The sequence below is a fragment of the Sulfitobacter sp. LC.270.F.C4 genome (assembly GCF_032922545.1).
GTDB classification, from domain to species: Bacteria; Pseudomonadota; Alphaproteobacteria; order Rhodobacterales; family Rhodobacteraceae; genus Sulfitobacter; species Sulfitobacter profundi.
In genome coordinates, this window is sequence record NZ_CP136692.1 from 3,514,761 (window position 1) to 3,532,795 (window position 18,035).

The following is an 18,035-nucleotide window of genomic DNA, read 5'->3' on the forward strand; positions in this document are numbered from 1 at the left end:
GCCAGAAGTAAGCCTGCCGCGCAAGACTTTCCAGCCCAGAGGTGCCGCCCGATGTCCGAGACCCAATTCACCCCGCGCGTGTTTTCCGGCATTCAGCCCTCGGGCGACCTGCATCTGGGCAACTACCTGGGCGCGCTCAAACGCTTTGCAGATGCTCAGGAACAGGGCGTTCAGTCGATCTATTGCATGGTCGACCTGCACGCGATCACGGTCCCGCAAAAGCCCGAAGACCTCAAACGCAGCACCCGCGAACTCTGCGCCGGTTTCATCGCTTCGGGCATCGACCCGGAAAAGTCCATCCTGATCAACCAAAGCCAAGTGCCCGAACACGCGCAACTGGCTTGGATTTTCAACTGCGTCGCCCGCATGGGCTGGATGGGCCGCATGACCCAGTGGAAAGACAAGGCCGGCAAAAATGCCGAGGCCGCCTCCCTCGGCCTTTTCGCCTACCCCGCACTGATGGCCGCCGACATCCTGATCTACCACGCCACCCATGTGCCGGTGGGCGAGGACCAGAAACAGCACCTTGAATTGACCCGCGACATCGCGGCCAAGTTCAACCACGACTACGGCGTCGATTTCTTCCCCCTCACCGAACCAGTGATCGAAGGCGCGGCCACCCGCGTCATGTCCCTGCGCGACGGATCAAAGAAAATGTCGAAGTCCGATCCTTCGCCCGCCAGCCGCATCAACCTCACCGACGATGCCGACACGATCGCCAAGAAATTCCGCAAGGCCAAGACCGACCCCGACGCTCTGCCGTCCGAGGCCGAGGGCCTGAAGGACCGCCCCGAAGCGCGCAACCTCGTGAACATCTACGCCGCCCTCAGCGACCAGACCATCGATCAAGTCTTGGCCGAAGTCGGCGGCCAGCAGTTCGGCACCTTCAAACCCGCGCTGGCAGAACTGGCTGTATCCAAAATGGGCCCGATCACCGCCGAAATGCAGCGCCTGATGGCCGATGAGCCCGAGATCGACCGCATCCTCGCCCGGGGCGCGGAACAGGCCCGCGAAATCACCACCCCGATCCTCAAGCGCACCTATGAGATCGTCGGCATGGTCGGCTGACAGACCGGGGCTGCGCGCAATGCCGCACAGCCCCCCTGCTCTTCTGCGCAATTGCGCCTGCCCCCTCTCGCTGCCATCTTGATCGGAAAGCGAAAGGACCAAGCGATGAACCACGCAACCGTCGGCCATATACACCTCAAGGTCGCCGACCTTGATCGCGCCATTCATTTTTACGGCGACTTGCTGGGCTTTGCCGTGACTCAACGCTACGGCGATCAGGCTGCGTTTCTGGGCGCGGGCGGCTATCATCACCACATCGGGCTGAACACATGGGAAAGCGCGGGCGCCACCCCGCCGCCGCCGGGCCATACCGGCCTTTACCACAGCGCCTTTCTCTACCCCGACCGACAGCAGCTCGCGCGCGCCCTGCGCCGGGTTCTTGAGGCTGGCATCACATTGGACGGCGCCGCCGATCACGGCGTCAGCGAAGCGGTCTACCTGCGCGATCCCGACAACAACGGTGTTGAATTGTACCGGGACCTTCCCCAAGCCGACTGGCCGCGCGATGCGCAAGGCGACCTAAAAATGGTCAACTCCCCGCTCGATGTCGCCGCCCTACTGGCCGAGGCAAACTGACCGCAACGCCGCTCAAAGAGTTCCCCTGCCCCCTTCATCCTTTTACAAATACCGAATCCCGCACCCACCCCACGCACCACCGCCCGTGTGAACCATTCCCGCCATGGACAATCCCGCTGCCCTGCGCCACCTTCCCCGCAAGGATGAAGGGGACACGACCATGACCACAGGTTTCTTTTGGGACGAACGCTGCTTCTGGCACGCAGGCGGGAACTACGCCTTTACCATGCCAGTCGGCGGGTTGGTGCAGCCCCTCGCGGCAGGCGGCCTGCCGGAAAACCCCGAAACCAAGCGCCGGATGAAGAACCTTATGGAAGTAACGGGGCTCTTCGCCGAGCTCGACACCCGCAGCGCCGCCCCGGCCAGCCGTGAAGCGCTGGCACGGGTGCATCCCGAAAGCTACCTCGATGAATTCAAGCGTCTCTCTGATGCAGGCGGCGGAGACTTGGGCCATGCGGTCCCCTTCGCCCGCGGCGGTTATGAGCTGGCCGCGCTGTCTGCCGGGCTGGCCATCGCCGCGGTCGACGCCGTGGCACGCGGCGATCTCGACAATGCCTATGCGCTCAGCCGCCCGCCGGGACATCACTGCCTGCCGGATCTGCCCAACGGGTTCTGCCTTTTGGCCAATATCGCCATCGCCATCGAGGCCGCACAGGCCAAGGGGCTGGCCAAGCGCCTGGTCGTGCTGGATTGGGACGTGCACCACGGCAATGGCACCGAGGCGATCTATTATGACCGCGATGACGTGCTGACGATCTCTCTGCACCAAGAGGGGAATTACCCCATCGACACGGGCGCGCTGGCAGATCGCGGACGGGGTGCTGGCGAAGGCTATAACATCAACCTGCCGATGCACGCGGGCTCGGGCCACACCGCCTACCTACACGCGATGGACCGCGTGGTGATCCCGGCGATCAAGGCTTTCGCCCCCGACATGATCATCGTCGCCTGCGGCTATGACGCGGCAATCGTCGACCCGCTGGCCCGAATGCAGGCCACCGCAGCGACCTTTGCCGAGATGACCAAGCGCATCCGTGATACCGCTGATAAGGTCTGCGATGGCAAACTGGTCCTCGTGCACGAAGGCGGCTATTCCGAAGCCTATGTCCCCTTCTGCGGCCATGCCACGATCGCCACTTTGGCGGGCAGCAAGATCGATGCCCCCGACCCAATGGCCCGTGCCTTGCACGCCCGCCAACCCTCGCCTGCCTTTGACGCCTTCCTGCGCCAGTCGATTGACGATATGGCGCGGCAACTGGACCTGTAAGAGACTGCAATGCCGACACCTGATCCCGCCACCCTCGCCTTTCTGCAAAACCGCCGCTCGCGCCCTGCCAAGACCCTCGGCCTGCCCGTCCCGGACGCCGACGCCCTGCGCCCCCTTCTGACCGCCGCCGCCCGCACGCCGGATCATGGCAAGCTGGAGCCGTGGCGTTTCGTGGTCATCGACCGCGCGGCGATGGCGCGATTGGCCGAAGCGGCTGAGAAACGCGGCGCAGCCCTTGGCCTCGGGCCAGAGGACACCGCCAAGGGGCGTGGCCAGTTTGACCAAGGCAACCTCGCCGTGGCGGTCATTGAGGTGCAAAAACCTTCGCCCAAGATCCCCCCACTGGAGCAGACCTATTCCGCCGGGGCCGTCTGCCTTGCGCTGCTCAACGCGGCGCTTGCCGCAGGCTGGGGGGCAAACTGGCTCAGCGGTTGGCCTTCCCATGACCGCGGCTTCATGGAGGAAGGCTTTGCCCTCGCCCCGCATGAGCGTATCGCGGGGATCATCCATATCGGCACCGAAACCGCCGCCCCACCGGAACGCCCGCGCCCTGACATCGACGAGATCACGACATGGCTGTAAACGCGATCCTGCGGTCCTTTACCCGCGCGCTTGGCCAATTAGGCGATGCGCGCTTTCGCAAAGTGGTCCTGCTCGGCGTCGGCCTGTCGCTGGCGCTGCTGGTCGCGGCGACGGCGGGCTTTGCCTATCTGGTGGATTGGATCACGCCCGAAGACGCTTGGCTTCCGGTACTGGGCGAAGTCAACTGGCTCGATGATCTGCTGAGTTGGAGCGCGCTGATCCTGCTGATGGTGCTCTCGGTCTTTCTGATGGTGCCCGTCGCCTCGGCGATTACCTCAATGTTTTTAGATGACGTGGCCGATGCGGTGGAAGAGGTTCACTACCCGCATCTGCCCCCGGCGCACCGTGTCGGCATCGGCGATGCGATCCGCGATACCGTCAACTTCATGGGCGTGCTGGTGGGGGCAAACCTGCTGGCGCTGATCCTATACCTGCTCTTCGCCCCGGCGGCGCTGTTCATCTTTTGGGGGCTGAACGGGTTCTTGCTGGGGCGCGAATATTTCACCCTTGCCGCGCTGCGCCGCCATGGGCGGGACGAGGCGAAACGCCTGCGCCGCCGCCATGCGGGCACGATCTGGCTGGCCGGGGTTCTGATGGCGGTGCCGCTGTCGGTGCCGCTGCTGAACCTGCTGATCCCGATCCTAGGGGCGGCGACCTTTACCCACCTGTACCATGCGTTGGTGCCGCATTCGGATGCAGCCAGCCTTCGATATCCGCCACGCTGATCCAGCCCGACAGGATGACCGTGGCGCTGATCGCCCAGATGATTGCGGCCACCAGCGTGGTCCACAGCGCCTTGCGCCCCAGATGATGCTGCGCTGGCGCGCCCGCATGGGTGCCGGGCACGACCTCGCCTGCGTCCCCTTGGGTTTGCACCCGAATCGGCAGGGCGACCATGAATGTCATCGACCAGATGACGGCAAAGAGCACGAGGCCCGAAACGATCCCCATGCTCAGACCTCCTCAAGCTCGACGAGCGCGCCGTTGAAATCCTTGGGATGCAGGAACAGTACCGGCTTGCCATGGGCGCCGATCTTGGGCTCGCCCGAGCCCAGCACCCGCGCGCCGGTGGATTTCAGATGATCGCGCGCCGCGATGATGTCGTCGACCTCATAGCAGATATGGTGGATGCCACCCGACGGGTTCTTTTCCAGAAAGCCATTGATCGGGCTGTCATCGCCCAAAGGATGCAGCAATTCGATCTTGGTGTTGGGCAGTTCGATAAAGATCACGGTCACCCCGTGATCCGGTTCGGCTTGTGGCGCGCCGACCTTGGCGCCAAGCGCGTGGCGATACTGATCCGCCGCCGCATCGAGATCCGGCACGGCGATGGCCACATGGTTAAGACGTCCGATCATCTTGGGTGCTCCTCGTGATTTGCCAGCTTTATGCCCGCCCGTCCGCTGAACAACAATGCGTCACGTTAACGCGTCGTTAGCCAACGCGGCGTAACGATTGTGCAGCAGAAGTTGTTGGAGGCGATTATGGACGACACCGACCCTTTCGAAAGAACCACCCCCACCCCCACGGCGGAGCGACCGCTGCTGGGCCTCACCGTTTTGGTGGTGGAAGACAGCCGTTTCGCTTGCGAGGCGATGCGCCTGCTCTGTCTACGCTCTGGCGCGCGGATCAGGCGGGCAGATAGTTTGCGCTCTGCCCGGCGCCATCTACAGGTCTATCGCCCCGCCGTGGCGCTGGTCGACCTTGGCCTGCCCGACGGCAGCGGTCTGGACCTGATCGCCGAACTCACACAAAGCACGCCCCGGGTGGAAACGATCATCGCCATATCTGGCGACAGCCATATGGAGCCTGATGCCCGCGCGGCCGGGGTCGATGGGTTTATCGCGAAGCCGATTACATCGCTGTCATCCTTCCAGCAGGCCATTCTGAAAACCCTCCCCGAAGAGCGTCGCCCCGTGGGCCTGCGCGCCCTCCCGGATGAAGATGTCTCCCCGGATCGAATCGGCTTTCAAGATGACATTGCCCATATCGCGGGCGTCCTCGGCGGCGAACCGGATGAGCCCACGCTTGATTATGTCGCGCAATTTCTCTGCGGCGTTGCCCGCTCCGCGAATGACCTTAGGCTGGAAGAGGCGGCAAGGGCTTTGGCACATAAACGCGCACTCGGCCAACCCGCGGGCTCAGAGGCCGCCACCATCGCCGGAATGATCCAGATCCGATTGACTGAGAAAATTGCGATTTAACCCACCCGGCAGGCAGGCCACTTAAAGCATCGGGTCGCTCGTTACACGAACAAGGCGGGTCAGATCGCCGAGCCGTTCCTTCTGTTGCCCCTGCCCGTCAAAATTACTGGGGGACAGCCAAGCTTCGAACGCCTCTTTCAGCGCGGGCCATTCCGTGTCGATCGCGGCGAACCAAGCCGTGTCGCGGTTGCGCCCCTTGACGATGGTCGCTTGCCGAAAGACACCCTCATAGCTCAACCCCAACCGCTGCGCGGCGCGGCGGGACGGACGGTTGAGCGCGTCGCATTTCCACTCGAACCGTCGGTAGCCCGCCTCAAAGGCCCATTGCATCATCAGTAATATCGCCTCGGTCGCCGCGGGGGTGCGCTGTAGGGCGGGGCTGAAGTTGATGTGGCCCACCTCGATACTGCCTGCCTCGGGCTTGATCCGCAGAAAACTTGCCACGCCCGCCCATTGATCCCGCGCGCGGTCTTTCACTGCCATGAAATACGGATCAACCTGCGCTGCACTATCGCGCACCCAGCGGTGATACTGCGCCGCCGAAGAGAATGGCCCGTAGGGCAGATAATCCCAAACGTGGTCCTCCCCCACATAGGCGGGGTAGAGCAGCGCGGCGTGTTTCTCTGCCGAAAGCGGCTCCAACACGACATGGCGCCCGGAGAGCACCTCACCGGCGGGCCGTTGGGGCTCGGCCCAATTCTCTATCGTGGGCCCGACAGGGCGCGGGTCTGATCTGCTGTTCATAGCAAAGTTATGCACCGAGCTTATCGGGCCGCCAAGATGAATAAACTTGAAATAATTCCACCAGACCCCAGTCTTGGCATTCAAGTTACACATTCATGCCACATTCAGCTTGCAGCATTATGCTAAACCCAAGCGACCCCCGGAGGGTGATATGACCCAGCACCACGCCAAGGACAGCGCCAAACCCGCAAAGCCGGTCGATTGGATCGTCGTGGGCGCGAATGTTCTGGGGCTGGTGGTCGTTACTTTGGCGGCATTTCACGCCCAAACAGGCGGGTTATTCCAACAGGTCGCTAGCCAAGCGGCGACGGGGGCGGTCTTTTAAGGCGGGAACCTGCCGGTGGCTTCGGCGTTAGCCACAGGTAACACCAAAGGATTTTTCCCATGCCCTCTATCTACGACGCGATCAAAGAAGATCATGATGAACACCGCGCCCTGCTCAACACCATTGCCGACACCGAAGGCGACAGCGCCGAGCGCCGCAAGGCTTGGGACCGTTTTTACCATGACGTGAAATCCCACGCCGCCGCCGAAGAAGAGACCTTTTATTCCACGCTGATGTCCGAAACATGGGGCCAAGATCACGCGCGCCATTCGGTTCACGAACACCAGCAGCTTGACGATATCATGGAAGAGCTGCGCGAAACCGATATGTCGTCCTCTGCTTGGCTGACTCGTTTCAAGCAACTCAAGCATGACTACGAGCATCACATGGACGAGGAAGAAGACGAGCTTTTCACCCGCGCCAAGAAGGTCATCGGCGAGGAACATAACGACGCCTTCGGCGACAAGTTCCTGAAGCGTAAGGAAAAGGAAGCCAAACTCATTGAGGAAAAGCGCAAAGACAGTCTTGAGGATTGACCCAAGCCGCTCTTCCCTGATAAACGTGTTCTCTTAACGTTCTTGTGGATATCCAGCCCCTCTGGGCAGGTAGCGGTTGCAAGAAAGCCCGAGGAAACGCAATATATTGGATATGAGCGATAATCCATCACAAGACCTACGCGACTTTCTGGGCAAAGACCGGTTTGGATGCGTCATGGCGGACCCGCCGTGGCGCTTCACCAACCGCACCGGCAAGGTCGCGCCCGAACATAAGCGCTTGGCCCGTTATCCCACGATGACGGTGGATGACATCTGCGCCCTGCCCGTGGCCGATCACCTCGAAGACCGCGCGCATTGTTACATGTGGGTGCCGAACGCGCTGTTGCCCGAGGGGCTGCAGGTGCTCAAGGCCTGGGGATTTGAATATAAATCCAACATCATTTGGCACAAAATCCGCAAAGACGGTGGCAGTGACGGGCGCGGCGTGGGGTTCTATTTCCGCAATGTGACCGAAATTTTGCTGTTCGGCGTGCGCGGCAAGAACGTGCGCACCTTGGATGCCGGGCGGCGTCAGGTGAACATGATGCAGACCCGCAAGCGGGAGCATTCGCGCAAGCCGGATGAGCAATATGACCTGATCGAAAGCTGCTCTTGGGGCCCCTACCTCGAACTGTTCGGGCGCGGTGTCCGCGAGGGCTGGACCGTTTGGGGCAATCAGGCCGAGGCGGATTACAAGCCCGATTGGAAGACCTACAGCTACAATTCCAGTGTCGCGGCTGAGTAATCTGGCGCGGCGCATCGACGACGCGGTGTTCGACGACGAAAGGCTCGTCGAAGACCTGCTGCCCGTCGATCTGCGCGATCGCTACTCCGTCACCAGCTACCGCAGCGCCGCCGCCGTGCTGCAACAGCGCGCGCCCGAAGAACTGGCCGCGATCATCCGCGTGCTGCGGCAGTTCACGATCAGCCGCAATGAAATCCGCGCGCCGGGGGGCAACCGCATGTCGGCCACCACCCGTTTCGCGCAATATGCGGCGGCCGAGAATTTCCACGAAGAGGTGCGCATCAAAGCCGATCTGTTGGTGCAACTTACCGCTGGCAAGGGCGACAGTGCCCCCGAGGTCGACCGCATCATCCGCGAAGACTTCATCCACAACCATATGGTCGACTTTTGGCGCAGCCGCGTGGCTTTCGACTATGAGTGGAACAGCAAAGACCAGACCTACGACCGTGACCTCTATGCCTTTCGCAGCTTTTTTGAAGCGGGGGTGATCGACGTTGGCGTCATCGTGACGCGCGAACTATCGAACGGGTTTTTCAAATCGCTCGGCAATTGCTTGGATAAATTCGGCAATGAGACCGACAAGACCGTAAGCGCGAAGTTCGGGGCCAGCACCACCGGCACCCATAAGCTTATCAGCCGCATCGCCGCCGGGCGCAGCGGCGGCTGCCCGGTTCTGGTGCTGGGCATCCTACCGGGCAATATCACCCCCGACTAAGCCGGGGATGACGCTTCATTCAGACAGGATCACTCCTGCGGGATGACCCGCAGACCCAGCTCCATCAGCTGATCGCTGGTGGGTTCAGAGGGCGCGTTCATCATCAGGTCTTCGGCACGCTGGTTCATCGGGAAGAGGATGACTTCGCGGATGTTCTGCTCCTCGGCCAGCAGCATGACGATCCGGTCGATACCGGCGGCACAACCACCGTGGGGCGGGGCGCCGTATTGGAATGCGTTAACCATGCCGCCAAAGCGCTTGCGCACCTCGTCTTCGCCATAGCCTGCGATCTCAAACGCCTTGAACATGATCTCCGGCTTGTGGTTCCGGATCGCACCCGAGACCAGCTCATAGCCGTTGCAGGCGAGGTCATATTGATAGCCCAGCACCTTGAGCGGATCGCCCTGCAGCGCCTCCATCCCGCCCTGCGGCATGGAGAAGGGGTTGTGTTCAAAGTCGATCTTACCGGTCTCTTCGTCACGCTCGTAAATCGGGAAATCCACGATCCATGCAAAGGCGAAACGTTCTTTGTCGGTGAGGTTCAACTCCTCGCCGATCACGTTCCGCGCGCGGCCTGCGACTGCTTCAAACGACTTCGGCTTGCCACCGAGGAAGAAGGCCGCGTCGCCGACACCCAGATCCAACTGCTGGCGGATCGCCTCGGTGCGCTCGGGACCGATGTTTTTGGCCAGCGGGCCAGCTGCCTCCATCCCGTTGCCCTGATCGCGCCAGAAGATATAGCCCATGCCGGGCAGACCTTCTTTTTGAGCGAAGGCGTTCATGCGGTCGCAGAACTTGCGGCTGCCGCCTTTGGGCGCGGGGATCGCGCGGATTTCGGTGCCGTCCTGCTCCAGCAACTTGGCGAAAATCGCGAAGCCGGAATCGCGGAAATGGTCCGAGACCACCTGCATCTTGATCGGGTTGCGCAGGTCGGGCTTGTCCGAGCCATACCACAGCGCCGCGTCTTTATAGGAAATCTGCTCCCAGGTCTGATCGACCTTTTTGCCGCCGCCGAACTCTTGGAAGATGCCTGCGATCACCGGCTGGATCGTGTCGAAAACGTCCTGCTGGGTGACAAAGGACATCTCCATGTCGAGCTGGTAGAAATCGGTGGGCGAGCGGTCGGCGCGCGGGTCTTCATCGCGGAAGCAGGGCGCGATTTGGAAATATTTATCAAAGCCCGAGACCATCAGCAGCTGTTTGAACTGCTGCGGCGCCTGCGGCAGGGCGTAGAACTTGCCGGGGTGCAGACGGCTGGGCACGAGGAAGTCGCGCGCACCTTCGGGGGAAGACGCGGTGATGATCGGCGTCTGGAACTCACGGAAGTTCTGATCCCACATGCGCTTGCGGATGGAGGTCACAACGTCGGAACGCAGCGCCATGTTCTTTTGCATCTTCTCGCGACGCAGGTCGAGGTAACGATAGCGCAGGCGCGTCTCTTCGGGGTATTCCTGCTCGCCGAAGACCTGAAGCGGCAGTTCAGCGGCGGAACCCAGCACTTCGATGTCGCGCGCATAGACCTCAATCTCGCCGGTGGGCAGCTTGGGGTTCACAAGGCTTTCGTCCCGCGCCTTTACGGTGCCATCAATGCGCACGCACCATTCCGCGCGGACCTTTTCCATCTCGGCGAAGGCCGGGCTGTCAGGGTCGCAGATGACCTGAGTGATCCCGTAATGGTCGCGCAGGTCCAAAAACAGCACACCGCCGTGGTCCCGCACCCGGTGCACCCAGCCGGACAGGCGCACAGTGTCACCCTTGTTCTCAAGGCTCAGATCGGCACAGGTATGGCTGCGATAGGCGTGCATGATGGTCCCTTCCTAGGGCTATTTCAGGTTTCGCGCAGGTACACCGTTTGACGGTCGGGAAGTCAAGACTTTGCTGCCCCGCCGCTCCACAATAATAGAAGGGTTTTGTGCCTTACGGGCAAGCCGGGCCTGCGCGCAAGACGGGCAACAGCGATCACTTATAGCGCAAGCGCGTCCAAGAGTTGCGTGCGTTGGGCTTCGGATTTTGGGATCGATTGGGTGATTTTGCCGCGCTGCATGACGTGGAAATGATCGGCATTGAGGTAGGCAAATTCGAAATTCTGCTCCACCAGCACAATGGCCAATTCCCCCCGATCCCGCAGAAGGCGAATGGTGTGGCCAATCATCTGGATGATATTGGGCTGAATTCCTTCGGTCGGTTCATCCAACAGCAGCACCTTAGGGCGGGCAATAAGCGCCCGGGCGATGGAAAGCTGCTGTTGTTGCCCACCAGACAAGTCCCCCCCGCGCCGGGCCTTCATCTCAGCGAGGACCGGAAAAAGCTCAAAAATGTCATCCGGGATCTTATGCTCGGATTTGGGAAGGCAGGCAAAGCCCGTTTCAAGGTTCTCTTGAACGGTCATGAGCGGAAATATCTCGCGCCCCTGTGGCACATATCCGACGCCCGCTTTGGCCGACAGGGCCGCACGGCCCGGTTGCAATTCCTCACCATCAAGGCTGATCCGCCCGCCCGAAAAAGGATGCCGCCCGGCGATGGCTTTCAGCAAGCTGGTTTTGCCGACCCCATTGGTGCCCGTCACACAGGTCACCTGCCCCACGGGCGCGTTCAACGTGACCTCATGAAGTATCTGAGATTGCCCGTATTTCAGGTTTAGGTTCTCAATCTCCAGCATCGCTGCGCCCCAAATAAACGTCTATAACAGTCTGGTTGCTGGTGACATGATCCAGCGACCCTTCGGCCAGCACCGATCCTTCGTGCAACACGGTCACCTTGCAATTCAGCCGCCGCACAAACTCCATGTCGTGTTCCACCACGATAACGGCGCGGGTCTCGGCGGCCTTTTTCAGGATGTCTGTGGTGTGTTCGCGTTCATGCGCCGTCATGCCTGCGGCGGGCTCATCCACCAGCAGCAAGCGGGGCGATTGCGCAAGCAGCATCCCGATCTCCAGCCACTGCTTTTGCCCGTGGCTTAACTCTCCGGCGGGGCGGGAGAGATGGGCGGTCAGGTTGATCTCATCAGCGATCTTTTCAAGCCGCGCCGCCCCTTCCGAGGTCTTGCGGTGGAACAGCACCGAGAATGTGCCACGCGGGTTCTTTAACGCCATGGCAAGGTTTTCGCGCACGGTTTGCGCCTCAAACACTGTCGGCTTTTGAAACTTGCGCCCAATCCCAAGCATCGCGATCTGGCTTTCCGACATGCCAATAAGAGAGCGGCTGTCATCACCAAACAGAATATAGCCTTCATCCGGCTTTGTCTTGCCGGTGATGATGTCCATAAAGGTCGTCTTGCCCGCGCCATTGGGGCCGATCACCGCGCGCAATTCCGGTTCACCGATCTGTAGACTAAGGTTCTTGATCGCCTGAAACCCGTCAAAAGATTTCGAAATTCCGGACATTTCCAAAAGAGAACTCATGACTTGCGCACCAGTTTGTCAAAGAGGCCGCCGATGCCCTTGGGGGCAAACAGCGTGATAAGTACAAAGCTCAGGCCAAGCAGCACCAGCCACCAATCGACCCAGTGGATCGTATAGACCCCCAGATTGATGCTGGGCGCGCCGCCGCCCGTAAACCAACTGGACAAAAGTGAGACCACTGCCGCACCGATCACCGCACCGTAGAGCCGGCCACGTCCGCCGATGGCGACCCATACCGCGAGATAGATCGACGCGATGGGGGCGATTTCAGCCGGGTTGATGATGCCCGCTTGCGGGTAATAAAGCGCACCGGCGATGCCTGCGACGATGGCGGTGATGGTGAAAACGAAGAGTTTATAGCTCTCTACATGGTAGCCCAGAAAACGAACGCGCGATTCATCGTCACGGATGGCTTGGATGACATTGCCCAGCTTGCTGTCGGTGATCCATGCGAAAAACAGATAGCCCAGAGCAAGCGCCAAGGCAGAGGCGAGGAAAAAGACGATGGAGACCACGTCTTGGCCGCTTTCGGCGAAGCCGGGGATGTTTTGCAGGCCCGACAGACCGTTGTTGCCACGCAAGCCGCTGTCGTTCTGAAACAGGTAGAGCGCGAGCGCCAGTGTCATGGCTTGGGTCAGGATCGACAGGTAAACGCCGTTGACGCGGCTGCGGAATGCGAGCCAGCCAAAGACCAGCGCAAGGGCGCCGGGGATCAGCACGACGAAGGCCAATTGGATAAAAAGGTTGTCCGCGAAGGCCCAGATCAATGGGAATTCCGATGAGCCGACGACACCGAAAATCTGGTTTCCGATGGCGTCTGAAATCTCTTGCGGGGTTGGCGGGATGACCTGACCTGCGAGGCTTTCCGCGACGATGTTTTCCGTCCGCGCATACATGAGCCACATCCCGATGGCGTAGCCGCCGATCCCGAAAAAGGCGAAATGACCGAGGCTAAGGATGCCGCAATACCCCCAAACGACATCCATCGCGATGGCCACGAGGCAAAGACACAGGGCTTTGCCCAATGTCTTGACGAAGGAGGTTGAGACAAGACCGGTACCGGCGGCTTCGGACATCACCGTCACAAGGACTGTAAAGAGACCCAGTGCGGCAAGGAAGTAGAGAACCGAAGGATTGCGGCCGATGAAAGACCGTCGTTGGCTGTGCGTCTGGGTCATGGCTCAATCCGCCGCTGCCCGGCCCTTGGGGGCGACGATGCCCTTGGGCCGGAATTGAATGAACAGGATGATGAAAAGGATCATGTAGGTCTGTGCCGCCAGTGTGTTGGACGGGTTCAACCACTCGATCCCCTTTTGCAGGAAGCCGATCAGCCCCGCCCCGGCCAGCGTGCCGAATACCGATCCAACACCGCCCACTACGACAGTCATGAAGCTTTGCACGATATAGTTCGCGCCCATTTCAGAGGTGACCTGCGCATAAAGGCCGATGCCGACGCCCGCGACCCCTGCGATTCCCGACCCCAGCCCAAAGGTCATCATATTGATGCGGTCAGGGTTGATGCCCATTGAAGCCGCCATGCCCGGGTTTTGCGTCACCGCGCGCACCTCCAAACCAAGGCGCGTGCGCTTGAGGATATACAGCAGCAAAAATAGAAAGATCAGCGCCAGCACGAATATGGCAATGCGGATGTAACTGATTTGAACCACATCCGAGATCACGAGCGCGCCCCGAAGCCACTCAGGCGAGGTCAACGGACGGGCCTGCGTGCCAAAGATATTCTTAGCGATTTGCTGCAAGGCGATTGAGATGCCGAAGGTCGCCAACAAGGTTTCAAGCGGGCGATGGTAGAGATGCCGGATCACCAGCCGCTCCATTGCGACACCCGCCCCAAAGGTAACGGCAAAGGCTAGCGGCAGCGCGATGAGCAGCGAGACCGTGTAGTCAGGGACGATGAGCTGCACGACATAGCCCGTATAGGCGCCCATCATGATAAACTCGCCATGGGCCATGTTGATGACCCCCATCTGCCCAAAGGTGATCGCCAGCCCAATCGCTGCGAGGAAATAAATCGAGGCCAGCGACAAACCGTCCAACGTCAAATCAAAGGTCTGCGCCCAGCCGACCTGCGTCTCAACCGCGTCAAGCGTGGTGCGGGCAGCGTCGGTGATCGCCCTGTCATCCTCTTCGTAGCGTTCATAGAAGACGGCATTCTGCAGGGCGGTGACGATATCATCCGGCGTTACCAACGGCGGGACGGTCCCCGCCTCGGCAAGCGCGCGATACGCATCCATCCGCCTGTCCGGGTCGTCCAATTGCGCCAAAGGGATGCCGCCGACGCGGCCATCGACGATATTGGCTTCAAGGGCAGCGCGAATATCACTGGGCGGCACGATTGCAGGGGCAAGTTCAGCTTCGACCAGCGTCTCATAGCTTGCCGAAGGGTCCGCCATGGGGTCAAGAATGCGGGCGATGTTACCCTCGGGCTGCTCTGCCGCAACGCCTGTCGTTACAGATAGAATTTGGCTCAACACCGCGCGGGCTTCGAGAGAGGTATCGGAAGACAGACTTTCGATCGCACGATTGCGCGCCTCGGGGGCCGCTCCGAAGCGCGCGGTCAAGAAATTGCTCAGTTGCTCTTTGCGGGCGCGCAGGATGGGATCATTCTCTCCTTCGAGCGAGGCCAAGAGCGGGTCAAGCTGGCTGGCATCACTGCGTCGCGCGATGCTTTCAAGGGCGGCGCTGCGGCGTTCGGGGTCGGGATCAGACAGTTGGAACTGCACCAATGCCGTGCCGATGACACGCCGCACACCGCCGTTGGGGCGCAGCTGGCTGAAACTGTCCGAAGAAGCCGCTGTCTCTTCGCCCGTATCAACGTCGCGCAGCGCGAGTGTATCGCCGGCTTCCTTCGCAAAGTAGAACAGGCCCGTTGCATCGTCTTGCCAGACGCTCCGCTCGGCCCATTGCTCAAGAAAAACAGGAACCTGCGGCAGGCCCGATGCCACCAGGTCGTCCAGCAAAACGCCGACCGATTTGCGCGATGGCTTGGCCACCTCTTCGGCGTGGGTCTGCAATACAGACTGAAGTTCCTGGGCTGAAGCAAGACTGACGGATGTCAGCAAGCACATCAGGCTGAGCAGTATTCGAACCATGGGATATGGGGCTTTCGGACGGAAAGAGTGTTTAGAAAGAGTGTCGGGCGCGGCTGAGGACGCGCCCGACTGTTGGCGTTAGTAATTCGAGGTCAACTGGACGCAGGTCTTGGTTTCGGTATTGTACATGCCGCACTCAAGCCCTTTCCAATCGGAGACCAGAACAGCGGATTCAGGCAAGAAGTCCGTCCATGCATCGCCGGGCACTTCTTCGGTCTGGCTGATGATATCGAACTGGCCGTCAGAGGTGATTTCACCGATCAAGACAGGCTTGGCGAGGTGGTGATTGGGCAGCATGACAGCCGTCCCGCCGGTGAGGTTCGGGAATTCCTGCCCATACATCGCCGCACGCACCGCATCTACATCCGTGGTGCCTGCTTCGGTGACCGCGTTCACCCACATGTTGAAACCGATGTAATGGGCTTCCATCGGGTCGTTGGTCACGCGGTCTTCGCCCATCGCTTCTTTCCAAGCGGCGACCCACTCATCGTTCGCGTCGGATTCTGCGGATTGAAAGTAGTTCCACGCCGCGAGGTGGCCGACAAGATCAGCGGTATCGAGGCCCGAAAGCTCTTCTTCCCCGACCGAGAATGCCACGACCGGAATGTCGTCAGCCGAGATACCGGCAGCCGCCAACTCCTTGTAAAAGCCGATATTCGCGTCGCCGTTGATGGTCGAGATCACGCCCACCTGAGAGCCATCCGCCCCCAGTTCGACCACATCCGCCACAATGGTGGACCAGTCCGAATGCCCGAAGGGTGTATAGTTAACGAAGATGTTTTCCTTGGGGATGCCCTTGTCCAAAAGGTACTGTTCAAGGATATTGTTGGTGGTTCTGGGATAGACATAGTCCGTGCCGAGCAGAGCAAATTTCTCGACGCCCAGTTCCTCCAGGAAATAATCGGTCGCAGGGATCGCCTGCTGATTCGGGGCCGCGCCCGTATAGAACACGTTGCGCGAGCTTTCCTCGCCCTCATACTGAACCGGGTAGAACATCAGGCCGTTCAACTCTTCCAGAACAGGCAATGCGGATTTGCGCGAAACAGATGTCCAAGAGCCGAAGATGACATCCACCTCGGACACGGTCAGAAGCTCACGCGCCTTTTCGGCGAACAAAGGCCAGTCCGAGGCGGGATCCACGACAACGGCTTCGATTTCGCAATCCAACAGACCGCCCGCAGCGTTTTGTTGCATGATCAGAAGCTCCATCGTGTCTTTCAACGTCGTCTCGGAAATGGCCATCGTGCCGGACAGAGAGTGCAGCACGCCAACCTTGATCGGGTCCTCGCATTCCGCGCTGGCGGCTGAACCTGCGATCAATAGGGCAGCGGTCGCAGTAAGTGTGCGTTTGGTGGAAAGTCTCATTACGGTATCCCCGTTTGGTGTGCGGAAGAGCGGAGACGCAAGCATGCCAAAGGCCAAATGCTTTTCCACACAGCGTTTATTATAGTTACGCGCGGATGGCCCCCTTGCCGGACAGCTCCGTTCGCGACGCCCCGTAGCGGAGCCTCTACAGCCTCAGTTCAGAGGACCGAGCCAGCAAGCCCCGACCGCGGGGAAATTTCTGCACCGCAGAAAGGGAGCTGTATGATTGGGCAGTTGGCAGCCGAACTGTGAAATTTTGGGCAACTCGCGTATGGGGCGCGCGCTGTTTTGCGGTAGAAGCGGAATGCGCGTCTCCCGCCTGCGGCCGGAGGAAGAATGGGTTCGCGTGGAGGTTCCGGAGCTGAGGTTCATCGACGATGACCTCTGGGCGAAGGTCAAGGCGCGCCAAGACAGCTTTCAGGTCAAACCCCGGCGGGGCTCCAACAGCGGCGGCGTCGGCCCCCGCCCCAAGTTTCTTCTGTCCGGCTTCCTGCGCTGCGCCAAATGCGGTGGACCAATGACGATCGCTGGCACCGTGCACAAACGCTACTACTGCAAAACGGCAAAAGAACAGGGGCCCAGCCAATGCACCGGCATGACAGGGCTTTTGAAGGACGAAGCAGAACAGGCAGTTTTGGGCGGCGTGAAACGCGCGCTGCTCGGGTCCGATGCCTTCACGCGGTTTCGGGAGGAGTATGCGAGGGCGCTTGCTGATGCGACGCAGTCGCTCCAGGCCGATCGCGCTTCGGTCACCCGGCAGCTCCGCGCATTGGAGACTGAAATACGGAACGGAACCGACGCGATCCTCGCCGGCGTGAACAGCCCTGCCTTAATTGAAGCCCTGTCGAAAGCCGAAGCGCGGAAGCTCAAGTTGCAGGCCCAACAGCGGCAGATTGAAGACGCCCGGCCGATGCTGCCAACTGACCTAGAGGAGGTCTACGCTGCGCATGTCAGAAAGCTGGAAACGATCCTCGCAGAACCCGAATTGGTCATCCATGCACGCGATATTCTGCGGGTTCTGGTGGAAACCATCAGCGTCGAGGAAGTGGAGGAAGGAAAACACCTTCTGGGCATCGAGGGAGATTTGACAAAGTTCCCAATGACATACGCAAAAGCCGCCCCGAAGGGCGGCTTTGCGAACAAAAGTTCGATAGGCTTGGTTGCGGGAGTAGGATTTGAACCTACGACCTTCAGGTTATGAGCCTGACGAGCTACCGGGCTGCTCCATCCCGCGCCAATGCCCTTCGTTTAGACTTATAGCACGAGGGCTGCAAGGGCATTCGTACATAGAATTTAGATTTTTCTTGAGATTTTACGCAGCACCCTTAACTTTCGCTTCGCCAAAGTTCGCGCGTGAGTTTGGGGACACAGAAACGTGCCGATAAAGCCCCCCGCCC

Annotated in this window: 20 protein-coding genes and 1 tRNA gene; 11 read left to right on the top strand and 10 right to left on the bottom strand. The window is 60.4% G+C overall.

The genetic code is table 11. From position 1 onward, the window contains the following. Nucleotides 1-51: 51 nt before the first annotated feature. The 5 genes from trpS to R1T45_RS20910 all read left to right on the top strand — a co-directional run bounded on the left by trpS (nucleotide 52) and on the right by R1T45_RS20910 (nucleotide 4,218). A complete protein-coding gene (gene trpS / locus R1T45_RS20890; RefSeq protein ID WP_317390163.1) occupies nucleotides 52-1,068 on the top strand; it encodes a tryptophan--tRNA ligase in 1,017 nt (338 codons plus the stop codon). Between the two features lie 105 nt (nucleotides 1,069-1,173). Continuing rightward, nucleotides 1,174-1,644, top strand: a complete 471-nt coding sequence (locus tag R1T45_RS20895; protein WP_132444797.1) for a VOC family protein — start codon at nucleotides 1,174-1,176, stop codon at nucleotides 1,642-1,644. A gap of 160 nt (nucleotides 1,645-1,804) precedes the next feature. Then, the gene (locus R1T45_RS20900) at nucleotides 1,805-2,911 is read left to right on the top strand and encodes a class II histone deacetylase (protein WP_317390164.1); all 1,107 of its coding nucleotides are present in this window, start codon (nucleotides 1,805-1,807) and stop codon (nucleotides 2,909-2,911) included. Between the two features lie 9 nt (nucleotides 2,912-2,920). After that, entirely contained in the window at nucleotides 2,921-3,493 is a 573-nt protein-coding gene (locus R1T45_RS20905) for a nitroreductase family protein (RefSeq protein WP_317390165.1), read from the top strand. After that, complete coding sequence (locus tag R1T45_RS20910) at nucleotides 3,484-4,218, top strand: EI24 domain-containing protein (protein WP_120350131.1); 735 nt, start codon at nucleotides 3,484-3,486, stop codon at nucleotides 4,216-4,218. Before R1T45_RS20905 ends, R1T45_RS20910 begins: the two co-directional genes overlap by 10 nt. Here R1T45_RS20910 and R1T45_RS20915 read toward each other — a convergent pair. Next, nucleotides 4,151-4,444 (bottom strand): DUF1467 family protein, encoded by a 294-nt coding sequence (locus R1T45_RS20915; RefSeq protein ID WP_120350130.1) that lies wholly within the window; start codon nucleotides 4,442-4,444, stop codon nucleotides 4,151-4,153. The two genes, R1T45_RS20910 and R1T45_RS20915, sit on opposite strands and share 68 nt — an antisense overlap. A gap of 2 nt (nucleotides 4,445-4,446) precedes the next feature. Continuing rightward, complete coding sequence (gene mce / locus R1T45_RS20920; RefSeq protein WP_132444803.1) at nucleotides 4,447-4,851, bottom strand: methylmalonyl-CoA epimerase; 405 nt, start codon at nucleotides 4,849-4,851, stop codon at nucleotides 4,447-4,449. 126 nt (nucleotides 4,852-4,977) lie between these two features. Here mce and R1T45_RS20925 point away from each other — a divergent pair, with 126 nt between their 5' ends. Next, on the top strand, nucleotides 4,978-5,697 hold the full coding sequence (locus R1T45_RS20925; protein WP_132444805.1) for a response regulator: 720 nt from the start codon (nucleotides 4,978-4,980) through the stop codon (nucleotides 5,695-5,697). 21 nt (nucleotides 5,698-5,718) lie between these two features. On the opposite strand, the gene R1T45_RS20930 is transcribed toward R1T45_RS20925, so the two are convergent. Then, a complete protein-coding gene (locus R1T45_RS20930; RefSeq protein ID WP_317390166.1) occupies nucleotides 5,719-6,441 on the bottom strand; it encodes a GNAT family protein in 723 nt (240 codons plus the stop codon). A gap of 151 nt (nucleotides 6,442-6,592) precedes the next feature. On the opposite strand from R1T45_RS20930, the gene R1T45_RS20935 reads away from it, so the two are divergent. The 4 genes from R1T45_RS20935 (at nucleotide 6,593) to R1T45_RS20950 (ending at nucleotide 8,762) form a co-directional block, all read left to right on the top strand. Beyond that, complete coding sequence (locus tag R1T45_RS20935) at nucleotides 6,593-6,766, top strand: hypothetical protein (protein ID WP_317390167.1); 174 nt, start codon at nucleotides 6,593-6,595, stop codon at nucleotides 6,764-6,766. A 59-nt stretch (nucleotides 6,767-6,825) separates the two neighbouring features. Further along, a complete protein-coding gene (locus R1T45_RS20940) occupies nucleotides 6,826-7,302 on the top strand; it encodes a hemerythrin domain-containing protein (RefSeq protein ID WP_317390168.1) in 477 nt (158 codons plus the stop codon). 112 nt (nucleotides 7,303-7,414) lie between these two features. After that, nucleotides 7,415-8,047, top strand: coding sequence for an MT-A70 family methyltransferase (locus tag R1T45_RS20945; RefSeq protein ID WP_067623744.1), 633 nt, complete (start codon nucleotides 7,415-7,417; stop codon nucleotides 8,045-8,047). Further along, nucleotides 8,031-8,762 carry a BglII/BstYI family type II restriction endonuclease gene (locus tag R1T45_RS20950; RefSeq protein WP_240791595.1) on the top strand — a complete coding sequence of 244 codons (732 nt, stop codon included), beginning with the start codon at nucleotides 8,031-8,033 and terminating at the stop codon, nucleotides 8,760-8,762. The genes R1T45_RS20945 and R1T45_RS20950 overlap by 17 nt, the downstream gene beginning before the upstream one ends. A 29-nt stretch (nucleotides 8,763-8,791) precedes the next feature. On the opposite strand, the gene aspS is transcribed toward R1T45_RS20950, so the two are convergent. The 6 genes from aspS to urtA all read right to left on the bottom strand — a co-directional run bounded on the left by aspS (nucleotide 8,792) and on the right by urtA (nucleotide 16,638). Further along, complete coding sequence (gene aspS, locus R1T45_RS20955; RefSeq protein WP_120350126.1) at nucleotides 8,792-10,567, bottom strand: aspartate--tRNA ligase; 1,776 nt, start codon at nucleotides 10,565-10,567, stop codon at nucleotides 8,792-8,794. A 158-nt stretch (nucleotides 10,568-10,725) separates the two neighbouring features. Then, entirely contained in the window at nucleotides 10,726-11,421 is a 696-nt protein-coding gene (urtE, locus tag R1T45_RS20960; protein ID WP_067623741.1) for an urea ABC transporter ATP-binding subunit UrtE, read from the bottom strand. Then, on the bottom strand, nucleotides 11,408-12,163 hold the full coding sequence (gene urtD / locus R1T45_RS20965; protein WP_067623736.1) for an urea ABC transporter ATP-binding protein UrtD: 756 nt from the start codon (nucleotides 12,161-12,163) through the stop codon (nucleotides 11,408-11,410). The genes urtE and urtD overlap by 14 nt, the downstream gene beginning before the upstream one ends. Beyond that, nucleotides 12,160-13,341: an urea ABC transporter permease subunit UrtC gene (gene urtC / locus R1T45_RS20970; protein ID WP_067623735.1), complete on the bottom strand. Its 1,182-nt coding sequence runs from the start codon at nucleotides 13,339-13,341 to the stop codon at nucleotides 12,160-12,162. Before urtC ends, urtD begins: the two co-directional genes overlap by 4 nt. 3 nt (nucleotides 13,342-13,344) lie before the next feature. Then, nucleotides 13,345-15,273, bottom strand: coding sequence for an urea ABC transporter permease subunit UrtB (gene urtB / locus R1T45_RS20975; protein ID WP_317390169.1), 1,929 nt, complete (start codon nucleotides 15,271-15,273; stop codon nucleotides 13,345-13,347). Between the two features lie 78 nt (nucleotides 15,274-15,351). After that, nucleotides 15,352-16,638 (bottom strand): urea ABC transporter substrate-binding protein, encoded by a 1,287-nt coding sequence (gene urtA, locus R1T45_RS20980; protein WP_317390170.1) that lies wholly within the window; start codon nucleotides 16,636-16,638, stop codon nucleotides 15,352-15,354. A 304-nt stretch (nucleotides 16,639-16,942) separates the two neighbouring features. On the opposite strand from urtA, the gene R1T45_RS21060 reads away from it, so the two are divergent. Then, nucleotides 16,943-17,839, top strand: coding sequence for a recombinase zinc beta ribbon domain-containing protein (locus tag R1T45_RS21060; protein ID WP_411041401.1), 897 nt, complete (start codon nucleotides 16,943-16,945; stop codon nucleotides 17,837-17,839). On the opposite strand, the gene R1T45_RS20985 is transcribed toward R1T45_RS21060, so the two are convergent. After that, nucleotides 17,796-17,872 (bottom strand) — tRNA-Met (locus R1T45_RS20985). The two genes, R1T45_RS21060 and R1T45_RS20985, sit on opposite strands and share 44 nt — an antisense overlap. Nucleotides 17,873-18,035 lie beyond the last annotated feature (163 nt).